This window comes from Amycolatopsis sp. NPDC043885 (genome assembly GCF_056435685.1).
The window spans coordinates 289,139-307,093 of record NZ_JBWKEA010000001.1 but is presented as its reverse complement, the minus strand read 5'-3'; the positions used below and the strand labels follow the sequence as shown (position 1 = coordinate 307,093).

The window sequence follows — 17,955 nt, the reverse complement described above, 5'->3', positions numbered from 1 at the left end:
TATTGTTCACTATGTAGGAGTTGGTTCCCATATAGTGAAACGGTGGCGAAGGTGGCGCAGGTCGTGGACGTGAGGAATGGCGGCAAACGACGCTGGCTCATCCTCACGCTCGGTCTCGCCGCGCAGACCGCGAGCTGTTCGTTCCTCTACGGGATCCCGTTCCTGGTGCCGTCGATGCAGAGTGCGGAGGGGCTCTCGCTCGCCGAAGCGGGGACTGTGGTCGCGGCGCCGAGCCTTGGCCTGTTGTTCACCTTGATCTTGTGGGGTGCGGCGGCGGACCGTTACGGAGAGCGTTTGGTAATGGCCATCGGGCTCGGCGTCTCGGGGTTACTCCTCGTGTACGCCGCCGTCGGCGACCACTCGCTCGGGACCCTCTTTGGGGTGTTCCTGCTCGCCGGCGCGAGCACCGCGTCAGTGAACGCCGCGAGCGGCCGGGCCGTCCTCGGCTGGTTCGGCCCGGCCGAACGCGGCCTCGCGATGGGCATCCGCCAGATGGCCCAGCCGCTCGGGGTGGGTGTCGCCGCCTTCGGGCTCCCGCCGCTCGCGGACCGCTGGGGCTTCCAGGTCTCGCTCCTGCTGCCCGCGCTGACCGCGATCGGTGTCGCGCTCCTGGTCGCCTGGCTCCTGGTCGATCCGCCGCGCCCGGAGGCCGAAGCGGGCAAGGTGGAGAAACCGCCGTCGCCGTACCGGAAGCCGGCGTTGTGGCGGGTCCACGGCGCGAGCGCGCTGCTCGTCGTCCCGCAGTTCGCGGTCTCCGCGTTCACCCCCGTGTACCTGGTGACCATGCACGGCTGGACGGCGGCGTCCGCGGGCTGGTTCGTCGGCGCCGTCCAGATCCTCGGCGCGCTGGGCAGGATCGCGTCGGGCTACTGGTCCGACCGCGCCGGCAGCAGGCTGCGGCCGATGCGGCGGCTGGCGGTCGCGAGCGCCGCGGTGATGCTGCTGGTCGCGCTCGGGGACGCGACGTGGCCGTGGCTGGTGCTGCTCGCGCTGGTCCTGGCCGCGGTGATCACCGTGTCCGACAACGGGCTCGGGTTCACCGCGTCGGCGGAGATGGCCGGGCTCGCGTGGGCGGGGCGGGCGATGGGCACGCAGAACACCGGCCAGAACATCGCCGCGGCCCTGACACCGCCGATGCTGGGGCTCGTGATCGGTGATTCGCGGTACGCCCTGGCGTTCTGCGTGGCCGCGATCTTCCCCGCACTCGCCGTGGCCCTGGTCCCCGTCAACCACGAAGCGACCATGGCCACGGCCCCAAGACCAGCGCGCCCCACCAAGTGACCGGCAGACCGTCTCTCGAAGCGCGCCAGCGCGACGAGAGACTTCACCTCGCGCGCCCTCTTTCGTCAGCGCGCGACAACCAACACAGTCAGCGCGCGACAGCCAGCCTGTTCTCGAAGGTCTCGACGAGTTTGCGCCACTCCGACTGCTCGGCGTCGAACGGAGCGCTCGGCTCGAGGCGCGAGGGGTCCGGCCGCAGCACGAACGACACCAGCCAACCGAGGCTTTCGTTGGCGGCCAGCGCGGTTTCGACGCTGTCGTCGTCGGCCCACTCGGCGGCGTCGGTGATCAGCTCGACGGCCAGCTCCAGCTGGGTCGGGTCGATCGACTCCGGGCCTTCGGCGATGTCCTCGGCGATGCCGTTCAGCACGTACGTGTTCTCGGCGTCGACCTCGATCTCGAGCTCACCGGCGGTGGCCTTCGTGGCCACCTCGTCCCAAGTGGACACTTGGGCGAGGTCGTTGTCCGCCAGGTCCTTGCCGTCCGCGATCGCGCGGATCAGGGCCTTCTCGGAGGTGAAGACGTCGATCTCGCCTTCGCTGCCGAGGAAGATCGGCTTGTCGTCGAGGTAGCAGCGCAGCGTGTAGTACTCGGCGCCGGAGGTGATGATCTTGATCGGGTCGATGCCGACCTCGCCCCAGAAGCCGACGGGCTCGTCGTCTTCGTCGTCGTCCTCGTCCGCGTCGTCCACCAGGTCCGCGTCGACGGCGGCCGCTTCGGCCTCGGCGGACTCCGCGAGGAAGGTCGCGAGTTCCTCCGCGGTCTGCTCCAGCACCTTCTCGTCGACGTCGGGGACGGTCACGAGACCGTCGATCGCGTCGAGCACGGTGTCCCACTTCTCGGAGACCGCCTGCGACAGGTCCGCCCAGAGGCGCTCGCCGTCACGGCCGGAGAAGGGCAGCGTGCCCTGGTCCAGCAGCGAGAAGCTCTCGTGCGCGTCGAGGACTTCGTGGACCTCTTCGAGCTCGCACACGTCCGCGAGCGAACGCACGATGCCGATGATCTCGGCCAGCTCGCCGAGAGTCCACTGGTCCGGCTTCTCGGCGACCAGCTCGGGGACGCCCACCAGGTCGTAGGTGTGGTCGTCGTCCGGGATGAGCTCGGGCACGTTCAGCGCCGGGACGACCTCCCACGCGGGGTGGTCGAGCAGGTCGTGCTGCTCGGAGGTCCGTACGAAAGCGGCGAGATGCGCGGCGTCCGGGAAGGCGTACAGGTCTTCCTCGTCGCCGAGGAAGGCTTCCCACTCCTCGCCGTCTTCCCGCCAGCGCGGCGCCCAGAGAGTGACGACGTCACCCTGTGGCAGGCCGAGTTCGATCGGGATGATGTCCTGTGCCATTCCTTTAGCCCTCTCGGATTACCGCCTGTGTGCGCGGCCGGGTGATGGTGCCCGGAAGGTGCGCGGTACCGCGAAGCCTACGGGTTTCCGGCGGAGGGCGCGATCACCCCTGGGCAAGAAGCGACCAACGGATGGCACGATAGGTCCTCTGATGACACTTACAGACCTCCTGCCTGCGGATCCCGATCCCGACTCGCTGTTCGAAGCCTTCTCCACCTGGACGGCCGAGCGCGGGTTGGAGCTGTACCCCGCGCAGGAAGAGGCCATCATCGAGGTGGTCTCCGGAGCGAACCTGATCCTGTCGACGCCGACGGGCTCGGGAAAGAGCCTGGTCGCGGTCGGGGCGCACTTCACCGCGCTCGCGCACGGCCGCCGCAGCTACTACACGGCCCCGATCAAGGCGCTCGTCTCGGAGAAGTTCTTCCAGCTGATCGAGATCTTCGGCCCGGAGAACGTCGGCATGATGACCGGTGACTCGGCGGTGAACGCCGACGCGCCGATCATCTGCTGCACGGCGGAAATCCTGGCGAACATGGCGTTGCGCTTCGGTGCCGACGCGCCGGTGGGCCAGGTCGTCGCCGACGAGTTCCATTTCTACTCGGAGCCGGATCGCGGCTGGGCGTGGCAGGTGCCGCTGCTGGAGCTGCCGAACGCGCAGTTCGTGCTCATGTCGGCGACGCTGGGCGACGTCTCGTTCTTCGAAAAAGATCTCACCCGCCGGACCGGCCGTCCGACCGCGGTGGTCACCTCGGCGCAGCGGCCGGTGCCGCTCACCTTCCGCTACGCGCTGACGCCGTTGCACGAGACGATGTCCGAGCTGCTCCACGGCGGGCAGTCGCCGGTCTACGTCGTGCACTTCTCGCAGGCCGCGGCGATCGAGCGCGCGCAGACGCTGATGAGCATCAACGTCACCTCGAAGGCGGAGAAGGAGGCCATCGCCGAGATGCTCGGCGACTTCCGCTTCTCGGCCGGGTTCGGGAAGACGCTGTCGAGGCTGGTCCGGCACGGGATCGGCGTGCACCACGCCGGCATGCTGCCGAAGTACCGGCGCCTGGTCGAGCAGCTCGCGCAGGCCGGGTTGCTGAAGGTGATCTGCGGGACCGACACGCTCGGCGTCGGCATCAACGTACCAATCCGCACAGTGGTCTTTTCGGCGCTGACGAAATACGACGGTGTGCGGCAACGGCATCTCAAGGCGCGCGAGTTCCATCAGATCGCCGGCCGCGCGGGCCGTGCGGGCTACGACACCGACGGTTACGTCGTCGTTCAGGCGCCGGACCACGTCGTCGAAAACGCCAAGGCGCTGGAGAAGGCGGGCGACGATCCGAAGAAGAAAAAGAAGATCGTCCGCAAGAAGGCGCCCGAGGGGTTCGTCAACTGGACGGAGAGCACCTTCGACCGGCTGATCGCGGCCGAGCCGGAGCCGCTGACGTCGAGTTTCCACGTCAGTCACTCGATGCTGCTGAACGTCATCTCCCGGCCGGGCAACGCCTTCGACTCGATGCGGCATCTGCTGGAGGACAACCACTCCGACCGTCCCGCCCAGCGGAAACTGATCCTGCGCGCGATCGCGATCTATCGCGCGCTGCTCGCGGCGGGTGTCGTGGAACGGCTCGACGAGCCCGACGAGCAGGGCCGCATCGTCCGGCTCACCGTGGACCTGCAGTTCGACTTCGCGCTGAACCAGCCGCTTTCGCCGTTCGCGCTGGCGGCGATCGAGCTCCTCGACGTCGAGTCGCCGTCCTATCCGCTCGACGTCGTGTCCATTGTGGAATCTACTGTGGACAATCCGCGTCCGGTCCTGTCGCAGCAGCAGTTCAAGGCGCGCGGTGAGGCCGTGCAGGCGATGAAGGCCGAGGGCATCGAGTACGACGAGCGGATGGAACTGCTCGAAAACGTCACGTACCCGAAGCCGCTGGAGGAACTGCTGGAAGCGGCGTACTCCCGCTACCGGCAAGGGCATCCGTGGGTCGAGGACTACGAGCTCAAGCCGAAGTCGGTCGTGCGCGACATGTACGAGCGCGCGATGAACTTCGTGGAGTACATCGGTTTCTACCAGCTGGCCCGCTCGGAAGGGCTGGTGCTGCGGTACCTCACCGACACGTACGACTCGTTGCGGCACACGGTTCCGGACGAGGCCAAGACCGAGGGGTTGCAGGACCTCATCGAGTGGCTCGGCGAACTGGTGCGCCAGGTCGACTCCAGCCTCCTCGACGAATGGGAAGCCTTGCGCCATCCCGAAGAGGAAGGCCCGGTCTCGACGCGGCCGCCGTCCGAGCCGCCCGCGGTCACGCGGAACGAGCGGGCGTTCCGGGTGCTCGTGCGCAACGAACTGTTCCGCCGGGTGGAGCTGGCGTCGCGGCGTGCCTACGGGACGCTCGGCGAACTGGACGCCGCGTCGGGCTGGAACGCGGACGCGTGGGAAGACGCCATCGAGGACTATTTCGACGAGCACGAAACGCTCGGCATCGGGCCGGACGCACGCGGACCGAAGCTGCTGATCATCGAGCAGGAGAAGGAGATCTGGCGGGTGCGGCAGATCTTCGACGATCCGGCGGGCGACCACGACTGGGGTATCAGCGCCGAGGTCGACCTGGCGGCTTCGGACGAGGCGGGCTCGGCGGTCATCCGGATCACGGCGGTGGACCAGCTGGGACTTTCGGCCGGGTGACGGCGCGGCGGCGGACCAGCTGCACGATCAGCACGATCAGCGACAACGCCGGCAACGGATAGCCGAGCATCAAGCCCACCGTGATGTCGGTGAGCGGCGCGAGGACAGCGGCGACGAACACCCACGTCGGCGCTGTCGGCAGTTTCGCGCCCGAGCGGACCTTGCCCCACGGCTTCGCCACCGAAAGCCACGCCTGGAACGCGAGCGCGCTCGCCATCAGCGCGGTCCCGGCGACCAGCGCCACCGGTGCCGGATCACCGCCCACGGAATCCCGTAAAGCCCCCGACAGCAGGAAGATCCCGGCGTAGAGCTGGACGAGCGTGATCACGAACTTCGCCAGCACCCACCAGTGCCGGGTGAACCCCCAGGCCGTCGCCGCGGCGAGCATGAAGCCGGTGAAGGCCGAGGCGTTGGCAAGTGGGGCCAGCAGGATCGTGTCGATTTCGTGCGCCATCGATGTCGCCGCGACGCGGACCGCGCCGTCCTCACTCGCCCGGCTGATCGCCAGGAGGGTGAACAGCGCCAGGGCCTGCCCCATCCAGCCCACCGAAGTGACGACGTGCAGCCACACGGTCAGCTGCCGCCAGGTCTTCGTCCGCATGCCGCACAGGCTCGCGTGTCCGCCCGGCCCGGCACATCGGGGACGACCCTGAAATCACACCGGAAGGGGCGGAAAGCAGGCCTGGGCGTCGTGGCCGTCGAACCAGAGCCCGACCATGAACGCCATCGTCGCCTCCATGAGCGCGGCCCGGTCGAGGCCGCCCGCGACCAGCGGAACGCACCCGATGTCGCGGACCAGTTCGCTCACTTCGCCGACCTTGTCGCCGCAGATCGGGACCGCGAGCGGACGGCCGCCGAACACCGGCGGAGTCATCCGCCAGACGTCCACATGGCACAGGTTGAACGCCTTGACCACGTGCGCGTCCGGTGCGGCGGCGGCGATCCGGGCGGCCTGGTCGGGGATCGTGAGCGCGGCGCCCGGGCCGACCGCGTTGGTGCAGTCGATCAAGACCTTTCCGGCAAGATCCCCCGCGGCGGCAAGGATTTCCGTCACCGACGCGGCGGGAACGGCGAGGAGGATCACGTCACTGGCGCGGGCGGTCTCCTCCCAGGTCCCCACTCGCGGGGAGATTTCGGCGGCCTTGGCCAGGTCGCGGGCGGCGACCATCACCTCGTGCCCGGCCTCGGCCCACTGGCCGCCGAGCGCCTCCGCCATCCCGCCCGCGCCGAAAATACCGATACGCATGTGCTGCTCCCTAAGATCGAGTGGACAACACGACGGTAGAAAGCCGCGCGGGTACCGAATGGTTACCGGAGGTCCGATGAACGACGTCTTCCTCGCCGATTGCCGTGCCCGGCTGGCCTTCGACCTGATGGCGAACACGTGGAACCCGGTCGTCCTGTGGGCCCTGCGCGAAGGACCACTGCGGCCGGCGGAACTGCGGCGACGGCTGGGCGGGATCAGCACGAAGGTGCTCACTGAGACGGTCCGGCGGCTGGAGTTCAACGGCCTGGTCAGCAGGCGTGACTGTGGCCGGACGGCGAAGGTCGAGTACTCGCTGACGGAACTCGGGACCACGCTGCTGGCGCCCATCGAAGCCTTCGGGGAGTGGGCGTTCAGGCATGGCGACGAGGTGATGGAGGCGCAGGACGAGGCGTCCCGTTTACGCGAACTCGCGTGATTGGGCGGCGAACACGTGAGGGCGGCTAGGGGAGCGGGCGGGCCTCGGCCAGCTTGAGCAGCGGGACGGCCGCGGCGGCGTCGGTGATCAGCGTCGAGACCATGCCCGAGCGCAAGACGGCGTCGATCGCTTCGGCCTTCGGTTCCGTGTAGCCCAGCGCGATCACTTCGGGGACGGCCAGGAGGTCCTCGGCGCTGATGGCCAGCACGTGGTGGGCGAGGCCGGTGGACATCGGGGTCCCGTCGGCGTCGAACAGGCGCGCGGAAACCTCGGCTTTGGCCCCGCGTTTCGCTATGGCGCCGCGCTCGGCCTCGTCGAGCGCGTCGTAGACCGTCGATTCCTCGGCCTTCCAGGCGCCGATGCTGACGACGGCCTTGGTCAGGTTCTTGAACTGCCCGAAGGTCTCCGCGATGCCAGGCTGCCTGCGCAGCGTTTCGGTGGTGCGGCGGTCGGGGAGCACGAGCGGGCCGAAGATCGGGTACGGCTCGCCGCCGGACACCGACGCGACCCGGCTGACCGTCTCCACCGACCGGTCGCGCATGTCCATCCCCGCCTGCACCCCGCACAGTTGCACGATCGGGCATTTCGGCAGTGACTCGATCGCGTCGGTCATCGCGTTCACCGAACGTGCCCACGACAGGCCGAGGACGTCGCCGGGAGTGACGATTTCGGTCAGGAGGCGGGCGGCGAGCGTGCCGATCTTGCGCCGCGCCACTTCGCGGGATTCCGGTTCCGGCGCTCGTTCGAGCACGAGGACCCGGTCGAGCCGGTACGCCGCGCGGATCTCCTCGGACAGCACGAGATCGACCGGCGCCGGTAGCCGGAACTCGACCCGGACGATGCCGGTTTCCCTGGCCGTGTCCAGCATCCGCGCGACCTTGAACCGGCTGATCCCGAACTCCTCGGCGATCTCCAGTTTCGAGGCGCCCTGTTCGTAGAACCGCCGGGCCACCGCGGCCAGGTGAAGCGACTCCACCAGGCCGGGACCCTGCTTCTTCCCGCTCATATGAGCACTATACCGCGAAATCAACCCGAAAGGTTGACGTAACACCAGGGAAAAGTTCACCATGCCTGAACCTGCAGTCCGAAGCATAGGCCCATCCCGCTCATCTGAGCGGAGAGAAGAGGAGCTGGCATGCGTGCCGCGATCGTGGACAAGCCCGGGGAGATCAGGGTCGGCGAGGTACCCGATCCCCAACCGGGGGATCGCCAGGTCGTCGTCAAGGTGGGTGCCTGCGGGATCTGCGGGACCGACCTCCACATCGCCGACGGGCACTTCCCGCCGACGCCCTATCCGATCGTCCCCGGCCACGAGTTCGCCGGCGAGATCGTCGAACTCGGCGCGGACGTGCCGGGCGGCTGGAAGGTCGGCGACCGGGTGGCCGTCGACCCGTCGCTGTTCTGCGGCTACTGCAAGCCTTGCCGGTCCGGCCGCGGCAACCTCTGCGAGAACTGGAACGCCACCGGCGACACCGTGAACGGCGCTTTCGCCGAGTACGTCGCCGTCCCGTCCGCGAACTGTTACCGCATGCCGGACACGATGACCTGGGAACAGGGCGCCCTCGTCGAGCCGGTCTCCTGCGCGGTCCACGGCGTGCGCCGGATCGGCGTCGAGGCGGGGGAGCGGTTCCTCGTCGTCGGCGCGGGCACGATGGGGCTGATCATGCAGCAGTTGCTGCAGCGCGCGGGCGCCCACGTCACGGTGGTCGACCGCAACACCTCGCGGCTCGGCCGCGCCATGGACCTCGGCGCGGCCGCGGTCGCGGGTGACGTGAAGGACCTCGACGACGAGAAGTTCGACGCCGCGGCGGACTGCACCGGCGCCGCGCCCGCCATCGAAGCCGCTTTCGACTCGCTTCAGCGCGGAGGCCGCCTGCTGGTCTTCGGCGTCGCGCCCGCCGAAGCACGCGTCGCGCTTTCGCCGTTCCGGATCTACAACGACGAGATCACCGTCGTCGGCTCGATGGCCGTCATGAACAGTTTCGGTGCCGCGCTCGATCTGGTCGCCGACGGCGCCGTCGACACCGCCGCGCTGCTCACCGACACCCTGCCGCTGGAGCAGTACCCCGACGCTCTCGCCCTCATGCGCAGCGGCGCCGGCCTGAAGGTGCAGGTCATACCGGGAGGCGAAGGTGCGTAAAGCAGCCGCTCTGCTCGCGGTCCTTCTGCTGACCCTCACCGGTTGCGCCGGTGCGGGCGCGCTCGGGACCGGTGACCGGACGCTCGTCGTCGCGATCGTCGCGAACCCGCAGATGAAGGACGCCATCGAGCTTTCCGGCGAGTTCGAGAAGGCGAATCCCGGCGTCAGCCTCAAATTCGTGTCACTGCCCGAAAACCAGGCACGCGCGAAGATCACCGCGTCGACGGCCACCGAAGGCGGCGAGTTCGACGTCGTCATGATCAGCAACTACGAGGCGCCGCAGTGGGCCGCGAACGGCTGGCTGGAGAACCTCGGACCGCATATCGCGGCGAACCCCTCCTACGACGCGGACGATTTCATCCCCAGCATCAAGGAGTCCTTGTCGCACAACGGATCGCTCTACGCGGTGCCGTTCTACGGCGAGTCGTCGTTCCTGGCCTATCGGAAGGATCTGTTCGAGCAGGCCGGGATCACCATGCCCGCCAAGCCGACGTGGACACAGATCGCCGAGTACGCCGCGAAACTCGACGACAAGGCCAAGGGCATCGCCGGGATCTGCCTGCGTGGCAAGCCGGGCTGGGGCGAGAGTCTCGCGCCGTTCACCACGGTCGCCAACACCTTCGGCGCGCAGTGGTTCGACAAGGACTGGAACGCGAAGCTGACCAGCCCCGAGTTCAAGGCCGCCGCGGAGTTCTATGTGAACCTCGTGCGGAACCACGGCGAGGTCGGCGCGTCGAGCGCGGGCTTCTCCGAATGCGGCACGCGCTACACGCAGGGCCAGGCCGCGATGTGGTACGACGCGACGGTCATGGCGGGGACGAACGAGGACCCGTCGGCCAGCAAGGTCGTCGGGAAGTCCGGCTACGCCCCGGCGCCGGTGGAGAAGACGCAGGCGAGCGGCTGGCTCTACACCTGGGCGCTGGCGATCCCGAAGGTCGCCAAGGACAAGGAAGCCGCCTTCAAGTTCATGTCCTGGATGACCGACAAGGCCTACGTGCAGCGGGTCGCCCAGGAGTTCGGCGACTGGAACCGGGTCCCGCCGGGCGTGCGTAAGTCGACCTACGACATCCCGCAGTACCGCGAGGCCGCGAAGGCCTACGCGCAGCCGACGCTGGACGGGATCGCGGACGCCGACCAGCGCAAGGCGATGGTGAATCCGGTGCCCTACCCCGGGATCCAGTTCGTCGGCATCCCCGAGTTCCAGGATCTCGGCACCCGGGTGAGCCAGCAGCTTTCGGCGGCGATCGCGGGCCAGATCACCGTGGACGAAGCACTGGAGCAGTCACAGGAGTACGCGCAGACCGTCGGCAAGTCGTATCAGGAGGTGCAGTGATGGCCACGATCTCCGCTCCCGCCCGCACCGAGCCCGCCCACGCGAAGAAGGCGGCTCCGAAGCGCGGCACCGATACGCCGTTCAAACGACGGCTGCCGCTCCTGCCCGCCCTGCTGTTCGTCGTCGCCGTGACGCAGTTGCCCTTCGTGCTGACGGTGTTCTACTCGTTCCAGTCGTGGAACCTGGTGCGCCCTGGCTCGCGGCATTTCGTCGGGCTGCGGAACTACATCGACGTCTTCGCCGACTCGACGTTCCTCGGGGCGCTGCTGAACACCGTGGTGCTGACGGTCGTGTGCGTGTTCTTCTCGCTGTTGCTCGGCCTCGGGCTGGCGATCCTGCTGGACCGTAAGTTCCTCGGCCGCGGTGTGGTCCGCACCCTGCTGATCACGCCGTTCCTGATCCTGCCCGCGGCGGGCGCGCTGCTGTGGAAGACGACGATGTTCGACCCGACCTACGGGCTGCTGCACTTCGTGTTCGGTACCGACGTCGACTGGCTTTCGGAGTTCCCGCTGGCAGCCGTGATGGCCCAGGTCGTCTGGCAGTGGACGCCGTTCATGATGCTGCTGATCCTGGCCGGGTTGCAGAGTCAGCCGAAGGACGTGCTGGAGGCCGCGTCGGTCGACGGCGCCGGCCGCTGGCGGACGTTCACCGCGATCACGCTGCCGCATCTGAGCCGGTTCCTGCAGTTGGCGACACTGCTCGGCGCGATCTACATCGTCAACAGCTTCGACGCGATCTTCCTGATGACGCAAGGCGGTCCGGGGACGGCCAGCACGAACCTGCCGTTCTACATCTACCAGCGGGCGTTCCAAGGTTTCGACATCGGGCAGTCGTCCGCGATGGGCGTGATCGTCGTGATCCTGACGATGATCGTCGCGACCTTCGCGCTGCGGCTGATGTTCCGCACGTTCTCGGTCCAGGGAGGCGCGAAATGAAAAGCCGCTTCGGCCCCGGCGCGCTGACGGTCGCGACCTGGGTGATCGCGATCCTGTTCGTGTTCCCGCTGCTGTGGATGATCCTCACGGCCTTCAAACAGGAGGCCGACGCCTACACCGATCCGCCGCGACTATTCTTCACCCCGACCCTCGACCAGTTCGCGGGCGTGCTCGAACGCGGCTTCCTGCCGTACCTGTCGAACTCGGCGTTCGTGACCGTCGTTTCGACGCTTTTCGTGCTGCTGCTGGGAATCCCGGCGGCGTACGCGCTTTCGCTGGCGCCGGTGAAGGGGACGAGTAACGCGCTCGGCTTCTTCCTGTCGACGAAGATGCTGCCGATCGTGGCGGCGATCATCCCGCTCTACGTGATCTCGCAGAACACCCAGCTGCTGGACAACGTGTGGGCGCTGATCATCCTGTACACCTCGATGAACCTGCCGCTGGCGATCTGGATGATGCGGTCGTTCTTCCTGGAGGTGCCGCACGAGATGATCGAGGCGGGCCGGATCGACGGGGCCACCCTGCCGATCCTGCTGCGGAAGATCATCATGCCGGTGGTCGCGCCAGGGGTGGCCGCGACCGCGCTGATCTGCGTGATCTTCTCGTGGACCGAGTTCTTCTACTCGGTCAACCTCACCGCCGCGCGCGCCGGGACGGTGCCGGTGTTCCTCGTCGGGTTCATCACCAGCGAGGGCCTGTACTGGGCGCAGCTCTCCGCGGCCGCGCTGCTCGCGTCGCTGCCGGTGATGATCGTCGGCTGGATCGCGCAGAACCACCTGGTCCGCGGCCTGTCGATGGGCGCGGTCAAGTAACGGCCTCGTGAGTGGTAAGGACGGTTCTAACCGTCCTTACCACTCACGACGCCCGCGCCTCACGCGAGCGACAATGCCTGCCCAGGACAAATATGCACGGCGGTGCGGGCGTTCTCTTCCGCCTCTTCGCCTTCGGGCTCGGCGTTCAGCACGAGGACCGTCCCGTCGTCCTCGCTCTGATCGAACAGATCGGGATCGGTGAGCACGCACTGGCCCGCGCCCACACATTTCCCGGTGTCCGCGATGATCTTCATGGCTCCTCCTACCAGGTGACCGGAAGGGCGTGGAGGCCGTAGATCGTCGAATCGTGCTTGAACGGCAGTTCGTCGACCGGAACGGCGATCCGGAGGCCCGGTACTCGCCGGAACAACGTATCGAAGACGATCTGGAGTTCCAACCTCGCCAAGTTCTGGCCGAGGCATTGGTGCACCCCGAATCCGAAGGCGACGTGATGCCGCGCGCCGCGTTCGATGTCGAAGGTGTCCGGGTTCTCGAAGCCGTCCGGATCGTGGTTGCCCGCGTTGCTCAGGCCGACGACGCCTTCCCCCGCGCGGATGAGTGTTCCGCCGATCTCGACGTCGGCGGTGGCGAAGCGTGAGGTCGCCGTTTCCGCGATCGTGAAGACCCGCAGGAGTTCCTCGATGGCGGCGAGGGTCTTGCCCGGATCCGCCTTGATCTTCGCCAGCTGATCGGGATTCTCCAGCAGGGTCACCGTGCCGAGCGAGATCATGTTCGCCGTGGTCTCGTGTCCGGCGATGAGCAGCAGGAACGCCAGCCCGACCAGCTCGCCGTGGTCGGCCTCGCCCGTCTCCCGCTGCTTCAGGATCTGACGGCCGAGGAGGTCGTCCTCGGTGGCGTCCGCCTCCTTCTTGGTGACGAGTTCGTCGAGATAGTTTTCGAGCTGCTCGAACGCGGTCATCCGTTCTTCGGCGGTGACCTCCCGGCTGAGCATCCTCGAACTGCAGGACTGGAAGAACTCGTGGTCCGCGTAGGGGACGCCGAGCAGTTCGCAGATCACCAAGGACGGAACCGGCAGGGAAAGCGCCTGGACGAGATCGGCGGGTTTGGGGCCCGCGAGCAGTGCGTCGAGATGTTCGTCGACGATCTGCTGAATACGCGGCTGGAGCGCCTTCATGCGCTTGACGGTGAATTCCCCGACGACGTCACGCCTGGCCTGGCTGTGTTCCGGCGGGTCCATCGCGATGAGAGACGGGCGGAACGGCTTGTCCTCGCGGCGGATCTGCCGCGCGACCATCAGCGGGAACGACGGGCTCTGCCGGTCGGAACTGAAATGCGGGCTGCTCAGCATTTCGCGGATGTCTTCGAGCCGGGTGAGCGCCCAAGCCGTTTGGCCGGAAGGGAGACCGACCCGGGAAACCGGACTTTCCCGGCGAAGCCGCTCGTATTCGGGCGGTGGTGAAAACGGGCATTTCCGGGCCAGCGGCAAGGTCGCGGTGGTTTCCTCGACGTCAGTCATCGGGTTGTCCTTCCCCAGATGTCGGGTGGTTCGGGCGATAGCGGACAGGGGGCCCCAAAAGAACGTATGCGGATGGTTTCATTCCGCTTATGTCACCAAGGTACTCAAGTGGAGACGGGCCGTCCACTCGCGAAGGGGTGGTTTCGCGGGAGGCGTGAAGGGCACGCCCTTACGTGCGAGAATCACGGCCCTGAAGGACCTTTCGAGAGGCGAGGATCATGACAGCCGACCCCGAGACCCGCTTGCGCGCCGACGCGCGCCGGAACCGGGATCAGATCCTGGCCGCCGCGAGAGCCATCTTCGCCGCCCAAGGCGCCGAGGTCCCGATGGAGGAGATCGCGCGCTCGGCCGGTGTCGGCGTCGGCACCCTGTACCGGCGGTTCCCGGACCGCGACGCGTTGATCAGGGCGGTCGCCGTCGACAACTTCGACCGAGTCCTCAGGGACGCGAAGGCGGCGAGGGATCAAGAGGCCTCGGACTGGGAGGCGCTGGTCCGGCTGCTGCACCAGTCGATGGAGCTGCAGCTGAGCATCCAGCTCGCGATGGTGTCGCCACGGGCATTGGCGATCTTGAAGAGTGATCCCGCGATCAAGGCCCTGCGGGACGAGTTGCTCCTGGTGATGGACGCCTTCGTCCGGGGCGCGCAGGCGGAAGGCCGGCTCCGGACGGACGTCGCCACCGGTGACGTCGCGATCCTGTTCGCGACGCTGCTGCGGCAGATGCCGGGCAAGAGCGAGGAGGTCGCGCGGATGGCGACGAGGCGGTGCATCGGGATCATGATCGACGGCCTGCGGGCCGTCGGCACGCACGAGCCGCTGCCGGGCCGGGCGCTGACCGGGGCCGACCTGGACCCGTGAGTCCGTGAAGGCCTCCTTCCCTACTCCATCCATGCCCCCCGCCGCCGCCCTCAACGGACGCGCTGCGCGCGCAGCCTGGATTCAGGGTAGGGAAGGAGGCCTTCACGGACTTCAGGTGTCCAACTGCGCAAACCGGGCGGGTCAGACACCCAGCGGATGCCAGACGGTCTTCGCCTCCAGGTACCGCCGCAGCCGCGAGATGTCGGCGTCGGCGGTCCAGTCCGGCTCTGTGTCCGGAACGGTCAGGACCCGCTTCACGGTCCCTGCGGCCTCGCGCGCCAGGTCCGCCCGAGCGGACGGCTCGGCGCCGGTCGGGTCGAGGGCGTTGACGTCCCCGTGCGACGCGAGCCACGAGCCCAGCTCCGACGCGCGGCCGGTCAGGATGTTCGCGACCCCGCCGGGCAGGTCGGATGTCGCCAGCACCTCCGAAAGCGTGATCGCGGGCAGCGGCCGGTCCGCACTGGAGACGACCACCGCGGTCGAGCCGGTCGCCAGCACCGGGGCCAGCACGCTCACCAGGCCCAGCAACGACGACTGCTGCGGCGCCAGCACTCCCACGACACCGGTCGGCTCCGGCACGGTGAAGGAGAAGTACGGGCCCGCGACCGGATTGGCCGCGCCGAGCACGGTCGCGATCTTGTCCGTCCAGCCCGCGTACCAGACCCAGCGGTCGATCGAAGCGTCCACAAGGGACTGTGCCTTCTTCGCCGCGACGCCTTCGGACGCCGAAACCTCCGCGACGAACTGTTCGCGGCGGCCCTCCAGCATCTCCGCCACCCGGTACAGCACCTGGCCGCGGTTGTACGCGGTCGCCGCCGACCAGCCGCCGAAAGCCTTGCGGGCGGCGGAAACCGCGTCACGGACGTCCTTGCGGGACGCGTGCGAGGCGTTCGCCAGGAACTTGCCCTTGGTGTCGGTGACCGGGTACACGCGGCCGGATTCCGAGCGCGGGAACTTGCCGCCGATGTAGAGCTTGTAGGTCTTCGCCACCGAAATACGGTCAGACATCGAGGTAGGCCTCCAGTCCGGTGCGTCCGCCTTCGCGGCCGAAACCCGACTCCTGGTAGCCGCCGAACGGCGCGGCGGGATCGAAGCGGTTGAACGTGTTGGCCCAGACGACGCCGGCCCGGAGCTGGTTCGCCATCCAGAGAATGCGCGAACCCTTCTCGGTCCAGATTCCGGCGGAGAGTCCGTACGGCGTGTTGTTCGCCTTGGTGACGGCCTCGTCCGGCGTGCGGAAGGTCAGCACCGAAAGCACCGGCCCGAAGATCTCTTCGCGGGCGATGCGCATCGACTGCTGGACATCGGAGAACACGGTGGGGGCGAAGAAGAAACCGCGTTCCGGCACCGGGCACGGGCTGGTCCAGCGCTGCGCGCCCTCGGCGTCGCCGGACTCCACGAGGCCCTTGATCTTCGCGAGCTGCTCGGCGGAGTTGATCGCGCCGATGTCGGTGTTCTTGTCCAGCGGGTCGCCCAGCCGCAGCGTCGAAACGCGGTAGCGCAGCTTCTCGAGCAGCTCCTCGGCGATGGACTCCTGCACCAGCAGGCGCGAGCCCGCGCAGCACACGTGGCCCTGGTTGAAGAAGATCCCGTTGACGATCCCCTCGACAGCCTGGTCCAGCGGAGCGTCATCGAAGACGACGTTCGCCGCCTTGCCGCCCAGCTCCAGCGTCAGCTTCTTCGCGGTGCCCGCGATCTGACGCTGGATGGCCTTGCCGACCTCGGTCGATCCGGTGAAGGCGACCTTGTTCACGTCGCCGTGGCCCACGAGCGCGGCGCCGATGTCCCCGGCGCCGGGCAGGATGTTCACCACGCCGGGCGGGAGTTCGGCCTGCTGGCAGATCTCCGCGAACACCAGCGCGGTCAGCGGCGTGGTCTCCGCGGGTTTGAGCACCACGGTGTTGCCGGTGGCCAGCGCGGGCGCGATCTTCCACGCCAGCATCAGCAGCGGGAAGTTCCATGGGATGACCTGGCCCGCGACCCCGAGCGGCTTCGGGTTCGGACCGTAGCCCGCGTAGTCGAGCTTGTCGGCCCAGCCCGCGTGGTAGAAGAAGTGCGCGGCCGCCGTCGGCACGTCGGAATCGCGCGATTCCTTGATCGGCTTGCCGTTGTCGAGGCTTTCCAGCACGGCCAGCTCGCGCGACCGTTCCTGGATCAGCCGCGCGATACGGAACAGGTATTTGGCGCGTTCGGAGCCCGGCATCTTGGACCAGACACCGTTGTACGCCTTGCGCGCGGCCTTCACCGCGGTGTCCACATCGGACACCGATGCGGTGCCGACCTCGGCGAGCACCTCTTCGGTGGCCGGGTTGATCGTCTTGAGCGGCTCACCCGAGCCGTCGACGAATTCGCCGTTCACGAACGGACGGTAATGCGGTTTGAGGTTCGCGAGGTCGCGCGATTCGGGCGCGGGCGCGTACTCGAAGATGCCCATGGATCAGTCCACCGTCACGTAGTCGGGACCGCTGTAGTGGCCGTCGGCCTGGGTGCGGCGCTGCAGCAGGAGGTCGTTGAGCAGGCTGGACGCCCCGAACCGGAACAGGTCCGGGTTCAGCCACTGCTCGCCGGCGACCTCGTGCACCGCGACCAGGTACTTGATCGCGTCCTTGGTCGTCCGGATGCCACCGGCCGGTTTGACGCCGCGCAGTTCACCGGTCTGGACGAACCAGTCGCGGACGGCCTGCAGCATCACGTGGGTGACCGGCAGCGTCGCGGCGGGTGAGACCTTGCCGGTGGAGGTCTTGATGAAGTCGCCACCCGCCAGCAGCGCGAGCCAGGACGCGCGGCGGACGTTGTCGTAGGTGGCGAGCTCACCGGTCTCGAGGATGACCTTGAGGTGAGCACTGCCACAGGCGGCCTTGATGGCCTGGATCTCCTCGAAGACCTCCAGGTAGCGGCCTTCCAGGAACGCGCCGCGATCGATCACCATGTCGATCTCGGCGGCGCCGGCGTCGACGGCGATCTTGGTGTCGGCCAGCTTGATCTCGCGGCTCGTGCGGCCTGCCGGGAAGCCGGTCGCGACACTCGCGACGTGGATGCCGGTGCCGCGAAGCGCCTCGACAGCCGTCTCGACCATGTCCGGGTACACGCAGACGGCCGCGACCTGCGGAGTGTCCGGGCGTTCCGGATCCGGCCGCATGGCCTTCGCGGCGAGCGCGCGGACCTTGCCCCGGGTGTCGGCGCCTTCGAGGGTCGTCAGGTCGACCATCGAAATGGCGGTGTCGATCGCCCAGAGCTTGGCGGCCTTCTTGATGCTGCGCGTGCCGAGTCCCGCCGCCCGCTGCTCGACGCCGACCTGGTCGACACCAGGCAGCCCGTGCAGGAACCGGCGCAGGCTCGCCTCGTCGCGAGTCGCGTCCGCCAGCGGCGACGGGGTGGCCGTCGCCGCTGACGAGCTGGTCGTAGCTGTCATACGGGTGAGTGTAAGCGGC

The 17,955-nt window shown here is 68.0% G+C and carries 17 protein-coding genes; 8 read left to right on the top strand and 9 right to left on the bottom strand.

The window, feature by feature from the left end:
• Positions 1–42 precede the first annotated feature (42 nt).
• A complete protein-coding gene (locus AC069I_RS01550; RefSeq protein WP_478225095.1) occupies positions 43–1,281 on the top strand; it encodes an MFS transporter in 1,239 nt (412 codons plus the stop codon).
• Positions 1,282–1,369: 88 nt separating this feature from the next.
• Here the strand turns inward: AC069I_RS01550 and AC069I_RS01545 are convergent, their stop codons facing one another.
• Positions 1,370–2,617: a primosomal protein gene (locus tag AC069I_RS01545; protein ID WP_478225096.1), complete on the bottom strand. Its 1,248-nt coding sequence runs from the start codon at positions 2,615–2,617 to the stop codon at positions 1,370–1,372.
• 151 nt (positions 2,618–2,768) lie between these two features.
• Here AC069I_RS01545 and AC069I_RS01540 point away from each other — a divergent pair, with 151 nt between their 5' ends.
• Positions 2,769–5,288, top strand: coding sequence for a DEAD/DEAH box helicase (locus AC069I_RS01540; RefSeq protein WP_478264639.1), 2,520 nt, complete (start codon positions 2,769–2,771; stop codon positions 5,286–5,288).
• Here the strand turns inward: AC069I_RS01540 and AC069I_RS01535 are convergent.
• Both AC069I_RS01535 and AC069I_RS01530 read right to left on the bottom strand, forming a co-directional pair.
• A complete protein-coding gene (locus tag AC069I_RS01535) occupies positions 5,251–5,889 on the bottom strand; it encodes a hypothetical protein (RefSeq protein ID WP_478264638.1) in 639 nt (212 codons plus the stop codon). The two genes, AC069I_RS01540 and AC069I_RS01535, sit on opposite strands and share 38 nt — an antisense overlap.
• A gap of 54 nt (positions 5,890–5,943) precedes the next feature.
• Positions 5,944–6,534 (bottom strand): NADPH-dependent F420 reductase, encoded by a 591-nt coding sequence (locus AC069I_RS01530; RefSeq protein WP_478264637.1) that lies wholly within the window; start codon positions 6,532–6,534, stop codon positions 5,944–5,946.
• 76 nt (positions 6,535–6,610) lie between these two features.
• Here AC069I_RS01530 and AC069I_RS01525 point away from each other — a divergent pair, with 76 nt between their 5' ends.
• The gene (locus AC069I_RS01525; RefSeq protein WP_478225100.1) at positions 6,611–6,970 is read left to right on the top strand and encodes a winged helix-turn-helix transcriptional regulator; all 360 of its coding nucleotides are present in this window, start codon (positions 6,611–6,613) and stop codon (positions 6,968–6,970) included.
• Between the two features lie 25 nt (positions 6,971–6,995).
• Here AC069I_RS01525 and AC069I_RS01520 read toward each other — a convergent pair whose 3' ends face one another.
• Positions 6,996–7,976 carry a sugar-binding transcriptional regulator gene (locus tag AC069I_RS01520; RefSeq protein WP_478264636.1) on the bottom strand — a complete coding sequence of 327 codons (981 nt, stop codon included), beginning with the start codon at positions 7,974–7,976 and terminating at the stop codon, positions 6,996–6,998.
• 129 nt (positions 7,977–8,105) lie between these two features.
• Between AC069I_RS01520 and AC069I_RS01515 the strand changes: the two genes are divergently transcribed.
• Genes AC069I_RS01515 through AC069I_RS01500 form a run of 4 tightly spaced genes read left to right on the top strand, consistent with a single transcriptional unit; the run spans position 8,106 to position 12,190 of the window.
• A complete protein-coding gene (locus AC069I_RS01515) occupies positions 8,106–9,110 on the top strand; it encodes a zinc-dependent alcohol dehydrogenase family protein (protein ID WP_478225102.1) in 1,005 nt (334 codons plus the stop codon).
• The gene (locus tag AC069I_RS01510) at positions 9,103–10,443 is read left to right on the top strand and encodes an ABC transporter substrate-binding protein (RefSeq protein WP_478225103.1); all 1,341 of its coding nucleotides are present in this window, start codon (positions 9,103–9,105) and stop codon (positions 10,441–10,443) included. The genes AC069I_RS01515 and AC069I_RS01510 overlap by 8 nt, the downstream gene beginning before the upstream one ends.
• Positions 10,443–11,378, top strand: coding sequence for a carbohydrate ABC transporter permease (locus AC069I_RS01505; RefSeq protein ID WP_478225104.1), 936 nt, complete (start codon positions 10,443–10,445; stop codon positions 11,376–11,378). Before AC069I_RS01510 ends, AC069I_RS01505 begins: the two co-directional genes overlap by 1 nt.
• Positions 11,375–12,190, top strand: coding sequence for a carbohydrate ABC transporter permease (locus AC069I_RS01500; protein WP_126735250.1), 816 nt, complete (start codon positions 11,375–11,377; stop codon positions 12,188–12,190). Before AC069I_RS01505 ends, AC069I_RS01500 begins: the two co-directional genes overlap by 4 nt.
• 59 nt (positions 12,191–12,249) lie before the next feature.
• Here the strand turns inward: AC069I_RS01500 and AC069I_RS01495 are convergent, their stop codons facing one another.
• Together AC069I_RS01495 and AC069I_RS01490 are read right to left on the bottom strand one after the other, a co-directional pair.
• Positions 12,250–12,444 (bottom strand): ferredoxin, encoded by a 195-nt coding sequence (locus AC069I_RS01495; protein WP_034304647.1) that lies wholly within the window; start codon positions 12,442–12,444, stop codon positions 12,250–12,252.
• An 8-nt stretch (positions 12,445–12,452) separates the two neighbouring features.
• Positions 12,453–13,667: a cytochrome P450 gene (locus tag AC069I_RS01490; RefSeq protein ID WP_478225105.1), complete on the bottom strand. Its 1,215-nt coding sequence runs from the start codon at positions 13,665–13,667 to the stop codon at positions 12,453–12,455.
• A gap of 218 nt (positions 13,668–13,885) precedes the next feature.
• Here AC069I_RS01490 and AC069I_RS01485 point away from each other — a divergent pair, with 218 nt between their 5' ends.
• Entirely contained in the window at positions 13,886–14,524 is a 639-nt protein-coding gene (locus AC069I_RS01485; RefSeq protein WP_478225106.1) for a TetR/AcrR family transcriptional regulator, read from the top strand.
• A gap of 141 nt (positions 14,525–14,665) precedes the next feature.
• On the opposite strand, the gene AC069I_RS01480 is transcribed toward AC069I_RS01485, so the two are convergent.
• The 3 genes from AC069I_RS01480 to deoC are packed head-to-tail and all read right to left on the bottom strand — an operon-like array spanning position 14,666 to position 17,936.
• Positions 14,666–15,532 (bottom strand): aldehyde dehydrogenase family protein, encoded by an 867-nt coding sequence (locus AC069I_RS01480; RefSeq protein ID WP_478225107.1) that lies wholly within the window; start codon positions 15,530–15,532, stop codon positions 14,666–14,668.
• Positions 15,525–16,958 carry an aldehyde dehydrogenase family protein gene (locus AC069I_RS01475; protein ID WP_478225108.1) on the bottom strand — a complete coding sequence of 478 codons (1,434 nt, stop codon included), beginning with the start codon at positions 16,956–16,958 and terminating at the stop codon, positions 15,525–15,527. Before AC069I_RS01475 ends, AC069I_RS01480 begins: the two co-directional genes overlap by 8 nt.
• Positions 16,959–16,961: 3 nt before the next feature.
• Entirely contained in the window at positions 16,962–17,936 is a 975-nt protein-coding gene (deoC, locus tag AC069I_RS01470; RefSeq protein ID WP_478233895.1) for a deoxyribose-phosphate aldolase, read from the bottom strand.
• Between the last annotated feature and the right edge of the window lie 19 nt (positions 17,937–17,955).